Annotated in this window: 14 protein-coding genes; 2 read left to right on the top strand and 12 right to left on the bottom strand. The window is 70.4% G+C overall.

The window, feature by feature from the left end; genetic code table 11:
• Positions 1 to 754: 754 nt before the first annotated feature.
• The 10 genes from VEB62_RS16465 to chrA all read right to left on the bottom strand — a co-directional run bounded on the left by VEB62_RS16465 (position 755) and on the right by chrA (position 9,718).
• Positions 755 to 1,294, bottom strand: a complete 540-nt coding sequence (locus VEB62_RS16465) for a hypothetical protein (protein WP_324802242.1) — start codon at positions 1,292 to 1,294, stop codon at positions 755 to 757.
• Positions 1,295 to 1,518: 224 nt separating this feature from the next.
• On the bottom strand, positions 1,519 to 2,232 hold the full coding sequence (locus tag VEB62_RS16460; protein WP_324802239.1) for an ABC transporter ATP-binding protein: 714 nt from the start codon (positions 2,230 to 2,232) through the stop codon (positions 1,519 to 1,521).
• Positions 2,225 to 3,529, bottom strand: coding sequence for a lipoprotein-releasing ABC transporter permease subunit (locus VEB62_RS16455; protein ID WP_324802236.1), 1,305 nt, complete (start codon positions 3,527 to 3,529; stop codon positions 2,225 to 2,227). The genes VEB62_RS16460 and VEB62_RS16455 overlap by 8 nt, the downstream gene beginning before the upstream one ends.
• Positions 3,526 to 4,842: a proline--tRNA ligase gene (proS, locus tag VEB62_RS16450; RefSeq protein ID WP_324802233.1), complete on the bottom strand. Its 1,317-nt coding sequence runs from the start codon at positions 4,840 to 4,842 to the stop codon at positions 3,526 to 3,528. Before proS ends, VEB62_RS16455 begins: the two co-directional genes overlap by 4 nt.
• Before the next feature lie 93 nt (positions 4,843 to 4,935).
• On the bottom strand, positions 4,936 to 5,274 hold the full coding sequence (locus tag VEB62_RS16445; protein WP_324802231.1) for a DUF3088 family protein: 339 nt from the start codon (positions 5,272 to 5,274) through the stop codon (positions 4,936 to 4,938).
• Between the two features lie 9 nt (positions 5,275 to 5,283).
• Positions 5,284 to 5,550: a DUF1467 family protein gene (locus VEB62_RS16440; RefSeq protein ID WP_414642071.1), complete on the bottom strand. Its 267-nt coding sequence runs from the start codon at positions 5,548 to 5,550 to the stop codon at positions 5,284 to 5,286.
• Positions 5,550 to 5,987 (bottom strand): methylmalonyl-CoA epimerase, encoded by a 438-nt coding sequence (gene mce, locus VEB62_RS16435; RefSeq protein ID WP_324802229.1) that lies wholly within the window; start codon positions 5,985 to 5,987, stop codon positions 5,550 to 5,552. Before mce ends, VEB62_RS16440 begins: the two co-directional genes overlap by 1 nt.
• Before the next feature lie 360 nt (positions 5,988 to 6,347).
• The gene (gene tsf / locus VEB62_RS16430; RefSeq protein ID WP_324802226.1) at positions 6,348 to 7,289 is read right to left on the bottom strand and encodes a translation elongation factor Ts; all 942 of its coding nucleotides are present in this window, start codon (positions 7,287 to 7,289) and stop codon (positions 6,348 to 6,350) included.
• A 96-nt stretch (positions 7,290 to 7,385) separates the two neighbouring features.
• Positions 7,386 to 8,330, bottom strand: a complete 945-nt coding sequence (rpsB, locus tag VEB62_RS16425; RefSeq protein WP_324802224.1) for a 30S ribosomal protein S2 — start codon at positions 8,328 to 8,330, stop codon at positions 7,386 to 7,388.
• 176 nt (positions 8,331 to 8,506) lie between these two features.
• Positions 8,507 to 9,718, bottom strand: coding sequence for a chromate efflux transporter (gene chrA, locus VEB62_RS16420; RefSeq protein ID WP_324802220.1), 1,212 nt, complete (start codon positions 9,716 to 9,718; stop codon positions 8,507 to 8,509).
• 101 nt (positions 9,719 to 9,819) lie between these two features.
• Between chrA and VEB62_RS16415 the strand changes: the two genes are divergently transcribed.
• Positions 9,820 to 10,575, top strand: coding sequence for a hypothetical protein (locus VEB62_RS16415; protein WP_324802218.1), 756 nt, complete (start codon positions 9,820 to 9,822; stop codon positions 10,573 to 10,575).
• On the top strand, positions 10,572 to 11,393 hold the full coding sequence (locus tag VEB62_RS16410; protein WP_324802216.1) for a M23 family metallopeptidase: 822 nt from the start codon (positions 10,572 to 10,574) through the stop codon (positions 11,391 to 11,393). The genes VEB62_RS16415 and VEB62_RS16410 overlap by 4 nt, the downstream gene beginning before the upstream one ends.
• Before the next feature lie 10 nt (positions 11,394 to 11,403).
• Here VEB62_RS16410 and VEB62_RS16405 read toward each other — a convergent pair whose 3' ends face one another.
• A complete protein-coding gene (locus tag VEB62_RS16405; protein WP_324802213.1) occupies positions 11,404 to 11,781 on the bottom strand; it encodes a gamma-glutamylcyclotransferase family protein in 378 nt (125 codons plus the stop codon).
• A 34-nt stretch (positions 11,782 to 11,815) separates the two neighbouring features.
• Positions 11,816 to 14,239, bottom strand: a complete 2,424-nt coding sequence (gene hrpB, locus VEB62_RS16400; RefSeq protein ID WP_324802211.1) for an ATP-dependent helicase HrpB — start codon at positions 14,237 to 14,239, stop codon at positions 11,816 to 11,818.
• Between the last annotated feature and the right edge of the window lie 105 nt (positions 14,240 to 14,344).

Genomic DNA, 14,344 nt, shown 5'->3' with positions numbered 1-14,344 from the left:
GGGACCGGCTGTGGATAGGGTCGCCCCGAGCCCGCCCCGGCGTCGGAGACCGCCGGGATTTCGGACTCCGCCAAACCAGTCTGAATAGTCCGAACAGTCTCAATTCCGGTGTTCAAGACCCGGAAAAGGCGGGACTTCCGGATTCCGGCCCGGAATCAGACCGTCTGACGCCGCGTTCAGGCCGCCGTGGTGAGCAGCGCCGCCTGCCACATGACCCAGACGAAGCCGCCGCACGAAGCCAGCGACAGCATATCCCGAACCCAACGCGCCATGATGGTCCTCCCGGTGAAGCGTGTTCCGGTAATGTTCTATGTTCCCGTTTGGTTCCTGTCAAGACGCCCGGACGGAGGGACGGCCCGGGCGGAAGAAACGGTCGCGCATTCGCCCCGATGCCGATGCTATACTGCCGGCAGGACGCCCCCTTTCATCCGCCCCTCCGGCGGTCGGCGTCGCAGGAGAGCGATCATGGCCAAGGGTCAGGTGCGCAAGAACAAGGAAACGCGGAAACCGAAAGCCGAGAAGGCCAAGCCGGCGGTGTCGGTCGGGACGTCCCCCTTCACCCAGGTTCCCGGGAAGAAATAGGCGTTTCCGTCCGCCGCCTGATCCCCCGGGCGAAGAAGCGGCGGTTAAGGAGACGCCGGGCCCCGCGGGCTTCCAGTTCCGGGATTGTTCTCAAGTTGCCGTTTCGTTCACGCTTACTGGCGCTACCCGGTCATACCGGGCGGGCTGGAGCGCGCGGACGGGCGGCCCGGCGCTAGTGCGGCCAGACTTCCTTGAGGACCTCGGCGCGGCCGTCCCTGACCCGCACCTCGAGCGCCGGAACAGCCGGCTGGCCGTCGGCGAACAGTTCATAGATGACCGCGCCGTCAGCGGCCTGGACGCTCTCGATGACGCGCACCGGGACAAAGCCGGCGCGGGCGCCGGCGGCGGCGGCGTGGACCGCGGCGGGGACGGCGCTCCAGGCGAGATCGCGCTGGATCTCGACCACCTGCCAGCCCGAGGGCGTTTCCAGCAGGTCGAGCTCGACCTCGGCGCCGTCGACCGTGCCCTCGACGTCGTAGTAGCGGCGCCCTTCCCGCTCCTTCAGTTCCGCCTCAACGATGGTCATGCCCGGGCGGGCGGCGAGCACGACCGTGCGGACGGCCTCGGGGATGTCGGCGGCGGCGGTCGGGGTGATGGCGGTGGCGGGGGCTGGAGCCGGGGCGTCGGCGGGCTCGGCGGGTTGGGGCTGATTGCAGGCCGCGAGGGCGATGACACCGGTAGCAAGGACGAGCGGCGCAAGATGGCGGGACATGGCGGAGCTCCTGTTCGGGAAGGGGGCAGCCTAACGCCGACAATGGAGAGGCGCCAATCCCTCCCCTCTCGTCATCCTCGGGCTTGACCCGAGGATAAGGCGTTGGCCTGGGCTGTGCGGCTGGGGCCGCCCCGCGATAGCGCCCGCGTACGTTCCACCGAGCACCGGATGGTATGATCCTCGGGTCAAGCCCGAGGATGACGGTGGAGGGAGAGGACCAGCCCCTAGTACTCGTGGCTCTCGGCCGGGCGTTCTTCCAGATGGCCGTCCTTCAACGCGAAGACGCGGTCCATGTGGCCGGCGAGCTCCATGTTGTGGGTGGCGATCAGGGCGGCGACGCCGGTCTGTTTGACCAGGTCGTGCAGGGCCTCGAACACCGTCTGGCTGGTGGCGGGGTCGAGGTTGCCGGTCGGTTCGTCGGCCAGCAGCAGGCGGGGGCGGTTGGCGAGGGCGCGGGCCACGGCGACGCGCTGCTGCTCCCCGCCCGACATCTGGGCCGGCTGGTGGGTGAGGCGCTCGCCGAGGCCGAGGGCGCTCAGGACCTCGTCGGCGCGGGCGCGGGCCTCGGCCTGTTTCACACCTGCGATGCGCAACGGCAGGGCGACGTTATCGCGGGCGTCGAACTCGGCCAGCAGGTGATGGAACTGGTAGACGAACCCGATGCTGGCGAGGCGGATGTGGGTGCGGGCGCGCTCGTCCAGATCGCCGGCGTCGCGGCCGTCGATGCGGACCTCGCCCGAGGTGGGGCGCTCCAGCAGGCCGGCGGCGTGCAGCAGGGACGACTTGCCGGAACCCGAGGGGCCGATGAGACCGACCACCTCGCCGGGAAAGACGTCGAGGTCGACGCCCTTGAGCACGGTCAGGGGCCCGGCGGCGGACTCATAGGTGCGAGTGACGCCGCGGACGGAGAGAACGGGGGTGCGGGGAGCCTTACTCATATCGCAGGGCCTCCACCGGATCCATTTTGGCGGCGCGCCACGAGGGCAGCAGGCTGGCCACGCAGGACATGAACACCGACCACAGGGTGACCCAGACGACGTCCATCGGATCGACCTCGGCCGGGATGGCGTCGAGCATGTAGACGTCGGCGTCGAACAGGCGGGTCTGGAACAGCCATTCGAGGAAATGCTGGATAGCGCCGATGTTCAGGCAGAACAGCAGGCCGAGAACCAGGCCGGTGATGGTTCCCGCCACGCCGATGGCCGCGCCGGCGATGAAGAAGACGCGCAGCATCGACGACTGGCTGGCGCCGACGGTGCGCAGGATGGCGATGTCGCGGGTCTTGTTCTTCACCAGCATGACGATGCCGGAGATGATGTTCAGCGCGGCGATGGCGACGACGAGGCCGAGGATGATGCTCATGGCCACCCGCTCGACCTTGAGCGCGCCCCAGAAGGCGGCCAGCCGGTCGCGCCAGTCGTTGACGATGGCGCCCCGCCCCGCCGCCTGCCGCACGGGTTCCAGCAGATCCCCGACGCGGTCGGGCTCGGCCACCTTCAGCTCGACGACGTCCCAGACGCCCTCCTTGGCGAAGAACAGCTGGGCCTGCTCGAGCGGCATGAAGATGTACGCCCGGTCGAAATCGGCGGTGCCGGAGCTGAAGGTGCCGCCGACGCGATAGGTCTTCTCCAGACCGCCGAGGTTGCCGAGGGCGCTGTCCGCGCCGGTGGGCGAATAGAGGGTGATCGGGTCGCCGACCCGAAGTCCCATGCCCTCGGCCAGGGCCTTGCCGATCAGGATGTTGTCGCCGCCGTAAGGGCCCTGACCGAAAGAGCGCCGGGCTTCCTCGCCAAGGCTGTTGTTGACGTAGGCCATGGAGCCGAGGTCGCCGGGGCGGATGCCGCGGACCATGGCGCCCGTGGTCACGCCGGCGGCGCGGACGATGCTCTGGCTCTCGACCAGGGGCGTGACGCTGACCACGCCGGGGACGCGACGAATGCGCTCGAGGGCGGCGTCGCGGGCCGGATCGTTCAGGACCTGGCCCTGGACGTACATGTGCCCGTTGAAGGACAGCATCCGGTCGAGCAGCTCGTTGCGGAACCCGGCCATGATGCTCATGACCACGATCAGCGCCATCACCGCCAGGGCGATGGCGACGTAGGAAATGATGGCGATCAGGGCGATGCCGCCCTCGCGCCGCCGCGCCCGCAGGTAGCGCAGGGCGAGGCCGAACTCCCAAGCCGAGAAGGGCCCGGCCGGTTTGACCGGCTTGATCGCCGCGGCGGCGTCGGTCATCCCGCCACCCTCGCCAGCGCCTCGTCCAGCGGGACCGAGACCTTCTCGCCGGTGGCGCGGCGCTTCAGTTCGACCACGCCGTCGGCCAGGCCCTTGGGCCCGATGGTCAGTTGCCACGGCACGCCGATCAGGTCGGCGGTGGCGAACTTGGCGCCCGGGCGCTCGTCGGTGTCGTCGTAGAGCACGTCCTTGCCGGCGGCCTCGAGCTTCGCGACGGCGTCCTCGCAGGCGGCGGAGACGGCCTGGTCGGCGGCGCGCAGGTTGATGACGACCACGTCGAACGGCGCCACGGCGTCGGGCCAGACGATGCCGCCGTCGTCGTGACTGGCCTCGATGATGGCGCCCAGCAGGCGGGAGACGCCGACGCCATAACTGCCCATGTGGACGTCCGTGTCCTTGCCGTCCGGCCCCGCCACCTTCGCCTTCATCGGGGCGGAGTATTTGGTGCCGAAATAGAAGATGTGGCCGACCTCGATGCCGCGGGCGGACAGGCGGTCGGCCTCGGCCGTCTCGCTCTCGAAGCGGGCGGCGTCGTGCATCTCCTCGGTGGCGGCGTACAACGACGTTCGCTGATCAACGATTGACTGGAGGTCGTCCCAGTTCACGTCGGCGCCGGGGGCGGGCATCTCGACCAGCTTGCGATCGCAGAAGACGGCGCTCTCGCCGGTGTCGGCCAGGACGATGAACTCGTGGGAGAGGTCGCCGCCGATGGGGCCGGTGTCGGCGCGCATCGGCACGGCCTTCAGGCCCATGCGGGCGAAGGTGTTCAGATAGGCCACAAACATCCGGTTGTAGGCGCGGCGGGCCGAGGCCTCGTCGATGTCGAACGAGTAGGCGTCCTTCATCAGGAACTCGCGGCCGCGCATCACGCCGAAGCGCGGACGGCGCTCGTCGCGGAATTTCCACTGGATGTGGAAGAGGTTGAGCGGCAGCGCCTTGTAGCTCTTCACGAAGCCGCGGAAGATGTCGGTGATCATCTCCTCGTTGGTCGGCCCGTACAGAAGCTCGCGCTCGTGCCGGTCGGTGATGCGCAGCATCTCGGGGCCGTAGGCGTCGTAGCGGCCCGACTCGCGCCACAGGTCGGCGAGCTGGAGCGTGGGCATCAGCAGTTCGACGGCCCCTGCCCGCTCCTGCTCCTCGCGCACGATCTGCTCGATCTTCTTCAGCACCCGCAGGCCCAGCGGCAGCCAGGCGTAGATGCCGGCGGCCTCCTGCTTGATCAGGCCGGCGCGCAGCATCAGCTGGTGCGAGACGATCTGGGCGTCGGAAGGCGCCTCTTTCAGGGTGGGGAGGAAGTAGCGCGACAGGCGCATGGGCGGAATCCGGCAAGGGAGGCGTGGGACCTGTGCTTTAGCCGGGACGACGGGGCGAAAGCTAGGCGGTCGGCGTCAAACGCGCGGATTGGCTCAGGGATGCGGCAGGCCGATGCCGTAGCGGGCGGCCAGATAGGGAATGATCGCCGCGTCCTGCAGGAAGCGGCGGCCGGTCGCCTCGCTGGTCGGCGCGTCGGGCCAGTCGAACTCGCCGTCGAGCACCAGGATCGGGCAGGACTGATGGTCCTCGCCAACGAGGTCGATGACCGGCCGGCGCGGGCGCGGGAAGTCGAGGCGGGTGATGTCCAGCTGCGTACGCAGCGCCGGGTAGAAGGCCAGCAGGCCTTCGATCACCGCGCCGGACGGGCAGTACCACGGGCCGCCGAGGTCGTCGGTCCAGTGCGGATTGATCAGGAACAGGCGGTCGGTCATGGCGCGATCCTAGACCGGCGGCGCCAGGTCCGGCAGGGGCATCCAGCCGATGAAGACCAGCCCCATGATGACCGCCCACAGGATCACGGCGACCCAGCTGGTGGTGATGAATTTGCGCTTCAGGTTCGGCGTGGCGGGCGCGCCCCACTGCGCCCCGTCGGTCGGCCGCTCCTGGGCGCCCTGCGACATGCCCAGCGGCAGGACGGCGAACAGCACCACCCACCAGCAGATGATGTAGATGAAGATCATGGTGATCGGGCCGATGGGCATGTCCATCAATGCGCTCCGTCGGTGTGAGAGGCGGGCGGCGTTTCCATCAGTTCGACCAGCACGCCGCCCATGTCCTTCGGATGGACGAAGATGATCGGCGTGCCATGGGCGCCGATGCGGGGCTCGCCGGTGCCGAGGATGGTCGCGCCCTTCGCGCGCAGGGCGTCGCGGGCGGCGAGGATGTCCTCGACCTCGAAGCAGACATGATGCTGGCCGCCCCGGGGGTTCTTCGCCAGGAAGCCGTGGATCGGCGAATCGTCGCCGAGCGGCTCGATCAGCTCGATCTGGGCGTTGGGCAGGTCGACGAAACAGACGCGGACGCCCTGGGTCGGCAGGTCGAACGGCGTCTGGGCCCGGGTGGCGCCGAGCAGGTCGCGATAGAGGGCGACGCTGGCCTCAATGGACGGGGTGGCGACGCCGACGTGGTTCAGTCTTCCGATCATGGGGAGGACTTAGCCCGTCCGCCTGCGCCGGAGAAGGCCGGCTTTTCGCCGCGCCCTGATCGGGGGCCGGCTCAACCGGTACGGTCCGGCGCGCCTTGCACAGATCGCACCATTCGCCGCCCGGCCGGCGCCGGTCCGGGCGCCAGCGGTGCCGACGGCACCGCAACTGTCGAACAAGCGCACTGACAGCCTTGATCATTCTTCGTGTTCCCCCCGCGTTTCCGATAGGTGCGAGGCTCTAAGAAACCTTGAGTCGGAATGGTTGACGCGTCCGTCGTCCATCCCCCCGTACGAAAAAGGCCGGCGACCCGATCAAGGTCGCCGGCCTTTCATCGTCCCCGAAGGGTCGAAGCGCTGTCGTCAGGCGCCGGCGGTCATCTGCGCGACCTCGGTCGCGAAGTCCGGACCCTCGACCTTCTCGACGCCCTCGCCGAGGGCGAGGCGGACGAAACCGGCCAGGTGCAGGCCGGGCGCGCCCAGTTCCTTGCCGGTGTCGGCGACCAGCTGCTCGATGGTCACGTCCGGGTTCATCACGAACGGCTGCTTGGTCAGCACCACGTCCTTCTGGAACTTGGCGATCTGGCCCGAGACGATCTTGTCGATCATCGCTTCCGGACGGCCTTCTTCCCTGGCCTTCTCGGTCAGGACCTGACGTTCCTTCTCGACGGCCGTGGGGTCGAGGTCATCGGTGTTCAGCGACAGCGGCGCGGTCGCCGCCACGTGCATGGCGATCTTGCGGCCCAGTTCGCGCAGGGCGGCCTTGTCGCCGCCGCCGTGCAGGGCGACCAGCACGCCGATGCGGCCGAGGCCCGGCGACACGGCGTTGTGGACGTAGGAGGCGACCACGCCCTCGTCGACCGACAGGCGGGCGGCGCGGCGCAGCTGCATGTTCTCGCCGACCGTGGCGATCAGCTGGGTGACCTCGTCCTGGACGGTCTTGCCGGTTTCCAGTTCGGCGCCGTGCAGGCCCTCGAGCGTGGCGTGCTCGAGGCCCAGCTGGGCGAACGACTTGGCGGCGTTCTGGAACAGGTCGTTGCGGGCGACGAAGTCGGTCTCGGCGTTGAACTCGATGGCGGCGCCGACTTCACCGGCTCCGACTTCCTTCGAGGCCACGGCGACCAGGCCTTCGGCGGCGACGCGGTCGGCCTTCTTGGCGGCCTTGCTGAGGCCCTTGGCGCGCAGCCAGTCGATGGCGGCGTTGATGTCGCCGTCCGTTTCCTGAAGCGCCTTCTTGCAGTCCATCATGCCGACGCCGGACTTGGCGCGCAGTTCCATCACGAGGGCGGCGGTGATCTCGGCCATGGGTAGTCTCCTTGGGTATGCGTATGCGGGAACGGCCGGACCCTGTTCCGGGTCCGGCCGCATATTCAGTTCGCCGTCGAGGAAGGCGGAGGTCGCTTAGACCTGGGCCGGCTCGGTTTCGACGGCGTCGTTGGCTTCCGAGGTCGCCTCCTGGGCGGCTTCGTCGGCGACCGGGGGCTCCTCCGCGGCGGCTTCGGCGGCGGGCGCCTCGGCAGCGGCGATCATTTCCTCCGCGACGGCTTCCGTGCCGGCCGGAGCGGCGTCTTCAGCCTTGGCCTTGGGGGCCTTGGCTTCGCGCAGCATCGGCTCGTCCGGATTGACGGCGGCGCCCAGATCCACGCCCGACGAAGCGGCGCCCGCGGCGAGGCCGTCCAGAACGGCGTCGGCGATCAGGTCGCAGTAGGTCTGGATGGCGCGGGCGGCGTCGTCGTTGCCCGGGATCGGATAGGTGATGCCGTCCGGATCCGAGTTGGTGTCGAGGATGGCGATGATCGGGATGTTCAGCTTGCGGGCCTCAAGGATGGCGATGGCCTCCTTGTTGGTGTCGATCACGAACATGATGTCGGGGATGCCGCCCATGTCCTTGATGCCGCCCAGCGACAGCTCGAGCTTGTCCTTCTCACGCTGCAGGTTCAGCAGCTCCTTCTTGACCCGGCCCTCGCCGCCGGTTTCCAGCAGGCCTTCCAGTTCGCGCAGGCGGGCGATCGAGCCCGACACGGTGCGCCAGTTGGTCAGGGTGCCGCCGAGCCAGCGGTTGTTCATATAGTACTGGGCGCAGCGCTGGGCGGCCTCGGCGACCGGATCGGCGGCCTGGCGCTTGGTGCCGACGAACAGGACGCGGCCGCCCTTGGCGGCGACGTCGCGCACGGCGACCAGCGCCTGGTGCAGCAGCGGGATCGACTGCGACAGGTCGATGATGTGGATGTTCGAGCGCGATCCGAAGATGTAGCGCTCCATCTTCGGGTTCCACCGGTGCGTCTGGTGGCCGAAGTGCGCGCCGGCCTCGAGCAGCGAACGCATGGAGAATTCAGGCAGAGCCATGATCGGGAGTGTCCTTTTTCCGATAGACGTTGCGCGGGCGATTAAAGGACCGGCTGGTCCCTCGGAACGGAGCGATCGGGGATGTCTCCCCCAAACGCGCCTCGTCCGCGTGCGAAGTGCGGGCGGCTTCTAGGCGGGATGGCCGGAAAAGGCAAGCGCGGCGGGATCAGGCCCGGTCAATGACCGTTCAGCAGCAGGAAACCGGCCAGGGCCGCGGCGGCGAGGATGAGCGGCGCCGCATAACGGCCGCGGCTGACGTAAGCCGCGACCAGGGCCGTCAGCGCGATGGCGAGAAGCACCGCCGTTCGCCAGGGGGAGCCGGCGAGCCCCACCGCGAGGCTGAGCACGGTGGCGGCGATGACGCCGATCACGGCGGCGGCGACGCCGTCCAGCGCGGCGCGCACCGCCGGGGCCTCGACCACCGCCTCGAGCCGCTCGTAGAGGATCATGGAGAAGGCGAACGCCGGCAGGAAGACGCCGGCGGTGATGGCGACCGCCCCGGCGAAGCCTCCGGCCGCGTAGCCGGCGAAGGTGGCGAAGATCACCAGCGGCGCCGGCAGGACGTTGGCGAGGGTGACGCCGTCGAGAAAGGTCCCGTCATCGATCCAGCCGCGGCCGACCAGGTCCTGACGCACGAAGGGAATGGCGGTGTAGGCGCCGCCGAAGGTGAGCAGGCCTCCCTTGAGGCCGGTCAGGAACAGCCCCGCCCATGAAACGCCCCCGAGGGCGACGAGAGCCACGGGCGCGAGGCTCAGCGCCGCCCGGTCCGACCAGAGGATCCAGAGCAGGCAGGCCAGCGCCGTGGCGACGATGGTCGCGAGCGCGCCTCCCCGCCTTCCGAGCCGCACGAGGACATGGATCGCCGCCCCGGCCGGCAGCACCATCCAGAACGGCGCCCCGGCGACGGTGGCCAGCGCCGCCAGACCGCCGGTCAGGATCAGCGTCCGGTCGGTCAGCACATGGACGCCGATGCGGTGGGCGGCGCGGGCGATCAGCGCGACCACCGCCGCCTGGGCTCCGAGCAAGGCCGGGGCGAAGACGCCGGCGTCGACGTCGAAGCGGAAATAGGCCCATGCGGCCAGCACCATCAGGACGAAGCCCGGCAGCATGAACCCGAGGCCGGCCAGCAGGCCGCCGATCCGGCCCTTCGCGCGCATGCCGAGATGGACGCACAGTTCGTGCGCCTCCGGGCCGGGCAAAGCCTGCATGACGGCGAGCAAACGGTTGAACCGGGGACCGGATATCCAGCGCTCCTGCTCGACCAGTTCGTGACGGATCATGGCGATCTGGGCCACGGGTCCGCCGAACGCCATGACGCCGAACCGCAGGAACCGCAGGAACAGCGCGGGGAGAGACAGGTCGGGCGGGCGCTGTTCCTCTTCGGCCATGGCCCGATCATGCAGGGTTTCAGCCGGTCCGTCACCGGCACGCTCCCTCTCGCAAGACTGACGTAACGGCGCTATGGTGAAGCGTCTTGGGAGGGCATCACATGAGCATTCGCGCATGGGCGTTTTCAGGCGGCGTCGTCTTTACGGCCGCCGTCGCGGGCGCGGCCACATCGCAGCCGCCGCCGCCGTCGCCGGTCGCCGCCACCCAGGTGAACCTGCCGCGATCGCGCGTGGACAACGCGGCCCTGGCGCAGGCGCGGCAGGACCCGGTGGCGGCGCGGCTGCGCAGCGTCCTGACCCGGGACAAGGATCTGGCGCCCGTGCTCCAGCTGGCCGAGGCTTCCTCCGTGCCGGTGCTGGCGCCGTCCGATCCGGCCCTGCTGAGGACCGCGCGCCTCTACACCGGCGACCGCCACTATATGATGGTGGTCCAGCGCGGCGAGCAGATCATCGAGATCTACGGGACGACCAAGGCCTTCCAGTCGCCGCTGGCCCAGCCGGCCGCCCCGCCGACAGGCCAGACGACAGGCCAACCGTCCCCGCCAACCACCCGGCCGGCGACAGGGATCGCCGCCCAGCCCGGCGTGGCCGCCACCCGGGCCGCTCCCCTGCAGGGGCCGCGCATCACCGCGGCCCGGGTCCCGGCGGCGGCGGCGCGCTCGGCGGCGCAGGCCGGGGCGAGCGGGCTGACGGATCTGAGGACGGAGCGCACCGAATATGGCGTCGACGTCACCTTCAGCCGTTTCGGAGCCGCCTATAATGTCAGCTTCCTGTGCGAAGGCGCGCCGGACTGCGCCGAGGCGGACGCCATCGCCTTCGCCACGGGGCTGCGGCTGATCGGCGGAGGCGCGTCGTGAGGCGGCTGGCGCTCGCAGGCGTGTTGCTGCTGCTGACCGCCTGTTCCCCCGGCGGCTGCGGCCAGGAGCCGGGTTCGCCCCAGACCGCCGATCCCGATCCGGGCGCCGAGCCCTTGCCCGGCGATCCCGATCCGGCGCCGGCCGCCGAACCGGAGACCCCGCCAGCCCCGGAACCCGTCACCTGGCCGCACGAGCCGGGCGGCGGCCTCTATCCCGGCTCGGGCACAGGCGCGACCGACGCGACCCTGTGGGCGGCCGGGATGCGCTTCCCGATGGAAGCGAGCCCCGCCTACGCCAACTCGCAGGTCTACGGCTACGGCGGCTTCGCGGCGCCCGGCCCCGGGGGCCAGTGCGACGCGCGCAACTATTCCTATCCGTGGCGCGACAATTTCTGCGAGACCCGCTCGTGGACCAACGGCATGTGCCCGGCGGGCAAGGGACATCAGGGCCAGGATATCCGCCCGGCGACCTGCGAGAAGAAGGTCCACTGGGCCGTGGCCGCCGAAAACGGGCGGATCACCTCGATCGGCAGCTACACCGTCACCCTGCTGGGCGACTCCGGACGCATCTACCGCTATCTGCACCTCGACATGGCCGGGGTGAACGCCCTGTTCCCCAACGCCGCGTCGCGCACCGTCACGCGCGGCCAGCATCTGGGCAAGGTGTCGGCGGACTTCGGCGGCAACGCCACCACCATCCACCTGCATTTCGAGATCAAGGCGCCGGTGGCCAGCGGCGGCGGGGCGACGGTGATGTTCGTGCCGACCTACTCCAGCCTGGTCGACAGCTACGGGCGGCTGCTGAACGGCGCGGCCTGAACGACTTCGCTCAATCGGCCGGACGGTTCACATAGACCTCGGCTTCCAGGCCTGAGGCCAGGATCGCGGTCACGCGGACATAGTCCGCGGTCTCATAGGCGTCCGCGGCCGCGATCTCGGCGGCGCTGACCCTGAAGGCGACGCCCTCGACCCGGTCGTCCGGCCTGCCCGTCCAACGGACCAGCGGATGCCGGTCCGAACCGCTGATCGCAATCACCTGGGGGTCGGTGATCTCGATCATCGAGAGCGCATAGCCCTCGAGCACGTCTTCCCGGCCGTCGAGCAGGCGACCGAAATTGGCCAGCTGGACGGAGGGCTGGCGCAGGGTGCCGTACGAGAACAGCCAACGGTCCGCCGCGGCCGCCGGGTCGTCGCTCAGGGTTTCCATCATCCGGCTCCATTCTTGATCATCAGCCCCGGCGTCACGTCCCCCGCGGTTTTGCCCGCGAGGTGGGCTCGGCCTTCGTCGGGTCCTCGGGCCACGGGTGGCGGGGATAGCGGCCGCGCATGTCGGCGCGCACGGCGGCCCAGCTGCCAGTCCAGAAGCCCGGCAGATCCTTTGTCACCTGCACCGGGCGACGGGCCGGGGACAACAGGCTGAGCGTGAGCGGGACGCGGCCGCCGCCCACGGTCGGGTGGGCGGTGACGCCGAACAGCTCCTGCACCCGGATGTCGACGCGCGGCCCGCCCGCCGCGGCGTAGTCGATCGCCGCGGAGCCGAGCGGCGTGTCGAGACGCGCCGGGGCCAGTTCGTCGAGGGCGCGCTGGCGGTCCCAGGGAATCAGCGCGCGCAGGCCCTGCTCCAGAGCGCCGTCGGGGATCGCCCCAATCGACTGGACGCCGTCCAGCAGCGGCCACAGCCAGGTCTCGCGCTGGCCCGCCAGTCCCGCGTCCGACACGTCGGGCCAGCCGTCGTCGAGCGTGTGCAGGAAGGTCAGCCGGGCGCGCAGGGCCGCGGCGCGGTCGCCCCAACGCAGCGCCTTCAGACCGTCGCGCTCGACCTCGGCCTTGAGGGCTGCGGTGATCTGGCCCCGGTCGGGCGTTCCGGCGATCTTCTCGTCGACCACGATCGCGCCGATGCGGCGGAGGCGGCGCAGGACCATGCGGCCAGAGGGCTCGCGGGTCAGTCGGTCCTCGGTCTCGATCCGGCCTTCGAGCGCGGCGGGATCGAGCGGCGCGGCGAGGCGGATGCGATCGCGGGCGTCCCCTCCCCCGAGTTCCGCCACGGCCAGCCACGGCTCGCGGGCCAGCGGCTCCGTCGGATCAAGGAAGGCGCCGCGCCCGGAGGCCAGCAACATCTCGCCCGGCTTGCCGCGGGCCCTGGCCACGCGTTCGGGGAAAGCTTCAGCCAGCAGGGCGCCGGGGTCGGCGTCGCCGCCCTGCCCGCCGCCGGCGCTTCTCGCCCAGCGGTCGGCCAGCTTCAGGGCGTCACGGGCGCGCTGCGACCGATCGCGCTCAAGCCCGCGCAGCCGCTCGCGCAGGTCGGGGTCGTTCCCGCCGAGACCCGGCTCGCCCAGCACCGCCGCAATACGCGCGCCAAGGGCGGCGTCGCCCGCGTCGCTGGCCACCGCGACCATGTGGGCCAGACGGGGCGGCAGCGGGATGCGGGTCAGCCGGCGGCCGTGATCGGTCAGACCGCCCGCCTCGTCGAGCGCATCGAGCCGGCCCAGCACCTTGCGCGCCTCGGCGAAGGCCCCGGCCGGGGGCTGGTCCAGCAGGGCGAGACCGTCCGTCGTCCGGGCGCCCCATCGCGCGAGATCGAGGGCGAAGGCGGTCAGGTCGGCCTCGAGGATTTCCGGCCGCTGGTGCGGGACGAGGCCTCGCGTCTGTTCCTCGTCCCAAAGCCGGTAGCAAACGCCCGGTTCCGTCCGCCCGGCCCGGCCGCGCCGCTGTTCGGCCGAGGAGCGGCTGACGCGGACGGTGGCCAGCCGCGTCAGACCGCTGGAGGGTTCGAACCGGGGCACCCGCGACAGGCCGCCGTCGATGACCACCCGCACGCCCTCGATGGTCAGGCTGGTCTCGGCCACCGAGGTGGCCAACACCACCTTGCGGCGGCCGGGCGCCGGCGGTTCGATGGCGCGGTCCTGCACCGCCTTGTCCAGCGCGCCGTACAGCGGGACTACGTCGACGGCCGGGTCGCGCAGCCGCTCCGTCAGCCGCTGGGCCGTGCGATGGATCTCGCCCTGCCCCGGCAGGAAGGCCAGAACCGAGCCGGTTTCCTCGCCCAGCGCCAGCATGACGGCCCGGGCCATGGCGTCCTCGAATCGTTCGACGGGGTTGCGGCCGAGGTGGCGGGTCGCGACCGGGAACATCCGGCCCTCGGCCTCGATCACGGGTGCGTCGTGCAGAAGCTTCGAGACCCCGGCGATGTCCAGCGTCGCCGACATGACCAGCAGCCGCAGGTCTTCGCGGAGCAAGGCCTGGCTTTCCCGGGCCAGGGCGAGACCGAGGTCGGCGTCGAGACTGCGCTCGTGGAATTCGTCGAACAGCACCGCGCCGACGCCGTCGAGGCCGGGGTCGTCGAGAATCATCCGGGTGAAGACGCCTTCTGTGATCACCTCGATCCGCGTCTTCGGCCCGATGCGGCTTTGCAGGCGGGTGCGGTAGCCGACCGTCTCGCCGGTTGTCTCGCCCAGAGTCGAGGCCATCCGCTCGGCCGCAGCCCGCGCGGCCAGCCGCCGCGGCTCGAGCACCAGAATCTTCCCGCCGGAGAGCCATGCCTGGTTCAGCAGCGCCATCGGCACGACCGTGGTCTTCCCCGCCCCCGGCGGCGCCGCGAGCACGACCGCGTTCGCCGCGGCCAACGCGGCTTTCAGCGGTTCGAGGACGGCGTGGATAGGCAGCATCGTGCGGCTCAGGTAGCGCGAAGCGCGATGGCCGCGCCGGAAAACCTGCGGTCTACCCGCAACTGTCCCGGTCACGAAAGCGCCGTCGACTGTTCATGAACCGGA

The sequence above is a fragment of the Brevundimonas sp. genome (assembly GCF_035626975.1).
In the GTDB taxonomy this organism is placed as follows: Bacteria; Pseudomonadota; Alphaproteobacteria; order Caulobacterales; family Caulobacteraceae; genus Brevundimonas.
The sequence above is the reverse complement of the archived record's forward strand: the minus strand, read 5'-3'. Positions and strand labels throughout refer to the sequence as shown.

Bases quoted from the DNA above. Each gene is read 5' to 3' on its own strand.
- chrA (WP_324802220.1), bottom strand. From the start codon at position 9,718: ATGGCCGAAGAGGAACAGCGCCCGCCCGACCTGTCTCTCCCCGCGCTG.
- VEB62_RS16460 (WP_324802239.1), bottom strand. From the start codon at position 2,232: ATGAGTAAGGCTCCCCGCACCCCCGTTCTCTCCGTCCGCGGCGTCACT.
- VEB62_RS16405 (WP_324802213.1), bottom strand. From the start codon at position 11,781: ATGGAAACCCTGAGCGACGACCCGGCGGCCGCGGCGGACCGTTGGCTG.
- tsf (WP_324802226.1), bottom strand. From the start codon at position 7,289: ATGGCCGAGATCACCGCCGCCCTCGTGATGGAACTGCGCGCCAAGTCC.
- VEB62_RS16465 (WP_324802242.1), bottom strand. From the start codon at position 1,294: ATGTCCCGCCATCTTGCGCCGCTCGTCCTTGCTACCGGTGTCATCGCC.
- mce (WP_324802229.1), bottom strand. From the start codon at position 5,987: ATGATCGGAAGACTGAACCACGTCGGCGTCGCCACCCCGTCCATTGAG.
- hrpB (WP_324802211.1), bottom strand. From the start codon at position 14,239: ATGCTGCCTATCCACGCCGTCCTCGAACCGCTGAAAGCCGCGTTGGCC.
- proS (WP_324802233.1), bottom strand. From the start codon at position 4,842: ATGCGCCTGTCGCGCTACTTCCTCCCCACCCTGAAAGAGGCGCCTTCC.
- VEB62_RS16445 (WP_324802231.1), bottom strand. From the start codon at position 5,274: ATGACCGACCGCCTGTTCCTGATCAATCCGCACTGGACCGACGACCTC.
- VEB62_RS16440 (WP_414642071.1), bottom strand. From the start codon at position 5,550: ATGGACATGCCCATCGGCCCGATCACCATGATCTTCATCTACATCATC.
- rpsB (WP_324802224.1), bottom strand. From the start codon at position 8,330: ATGGCTCTGCCTGAATTCTCCATGCGTTCGCTGCTCGAGGCCGGCGCG.
- VEB62_RS16455 (WP_324802236.1), bottom strand. From the start codon at position 3,529: ATGACCGACGCCGCCGCGGCGATCAAGCCGGTCAAACCGGCCGGGCCC.
- VEB62_RS16415 (WP_324802218.1), top strand. From the start codon at position 9,820: ATGAGCATTCGCGCATGGGCGTTTTCAGGCGGCGTCGTCTTTACGGCC.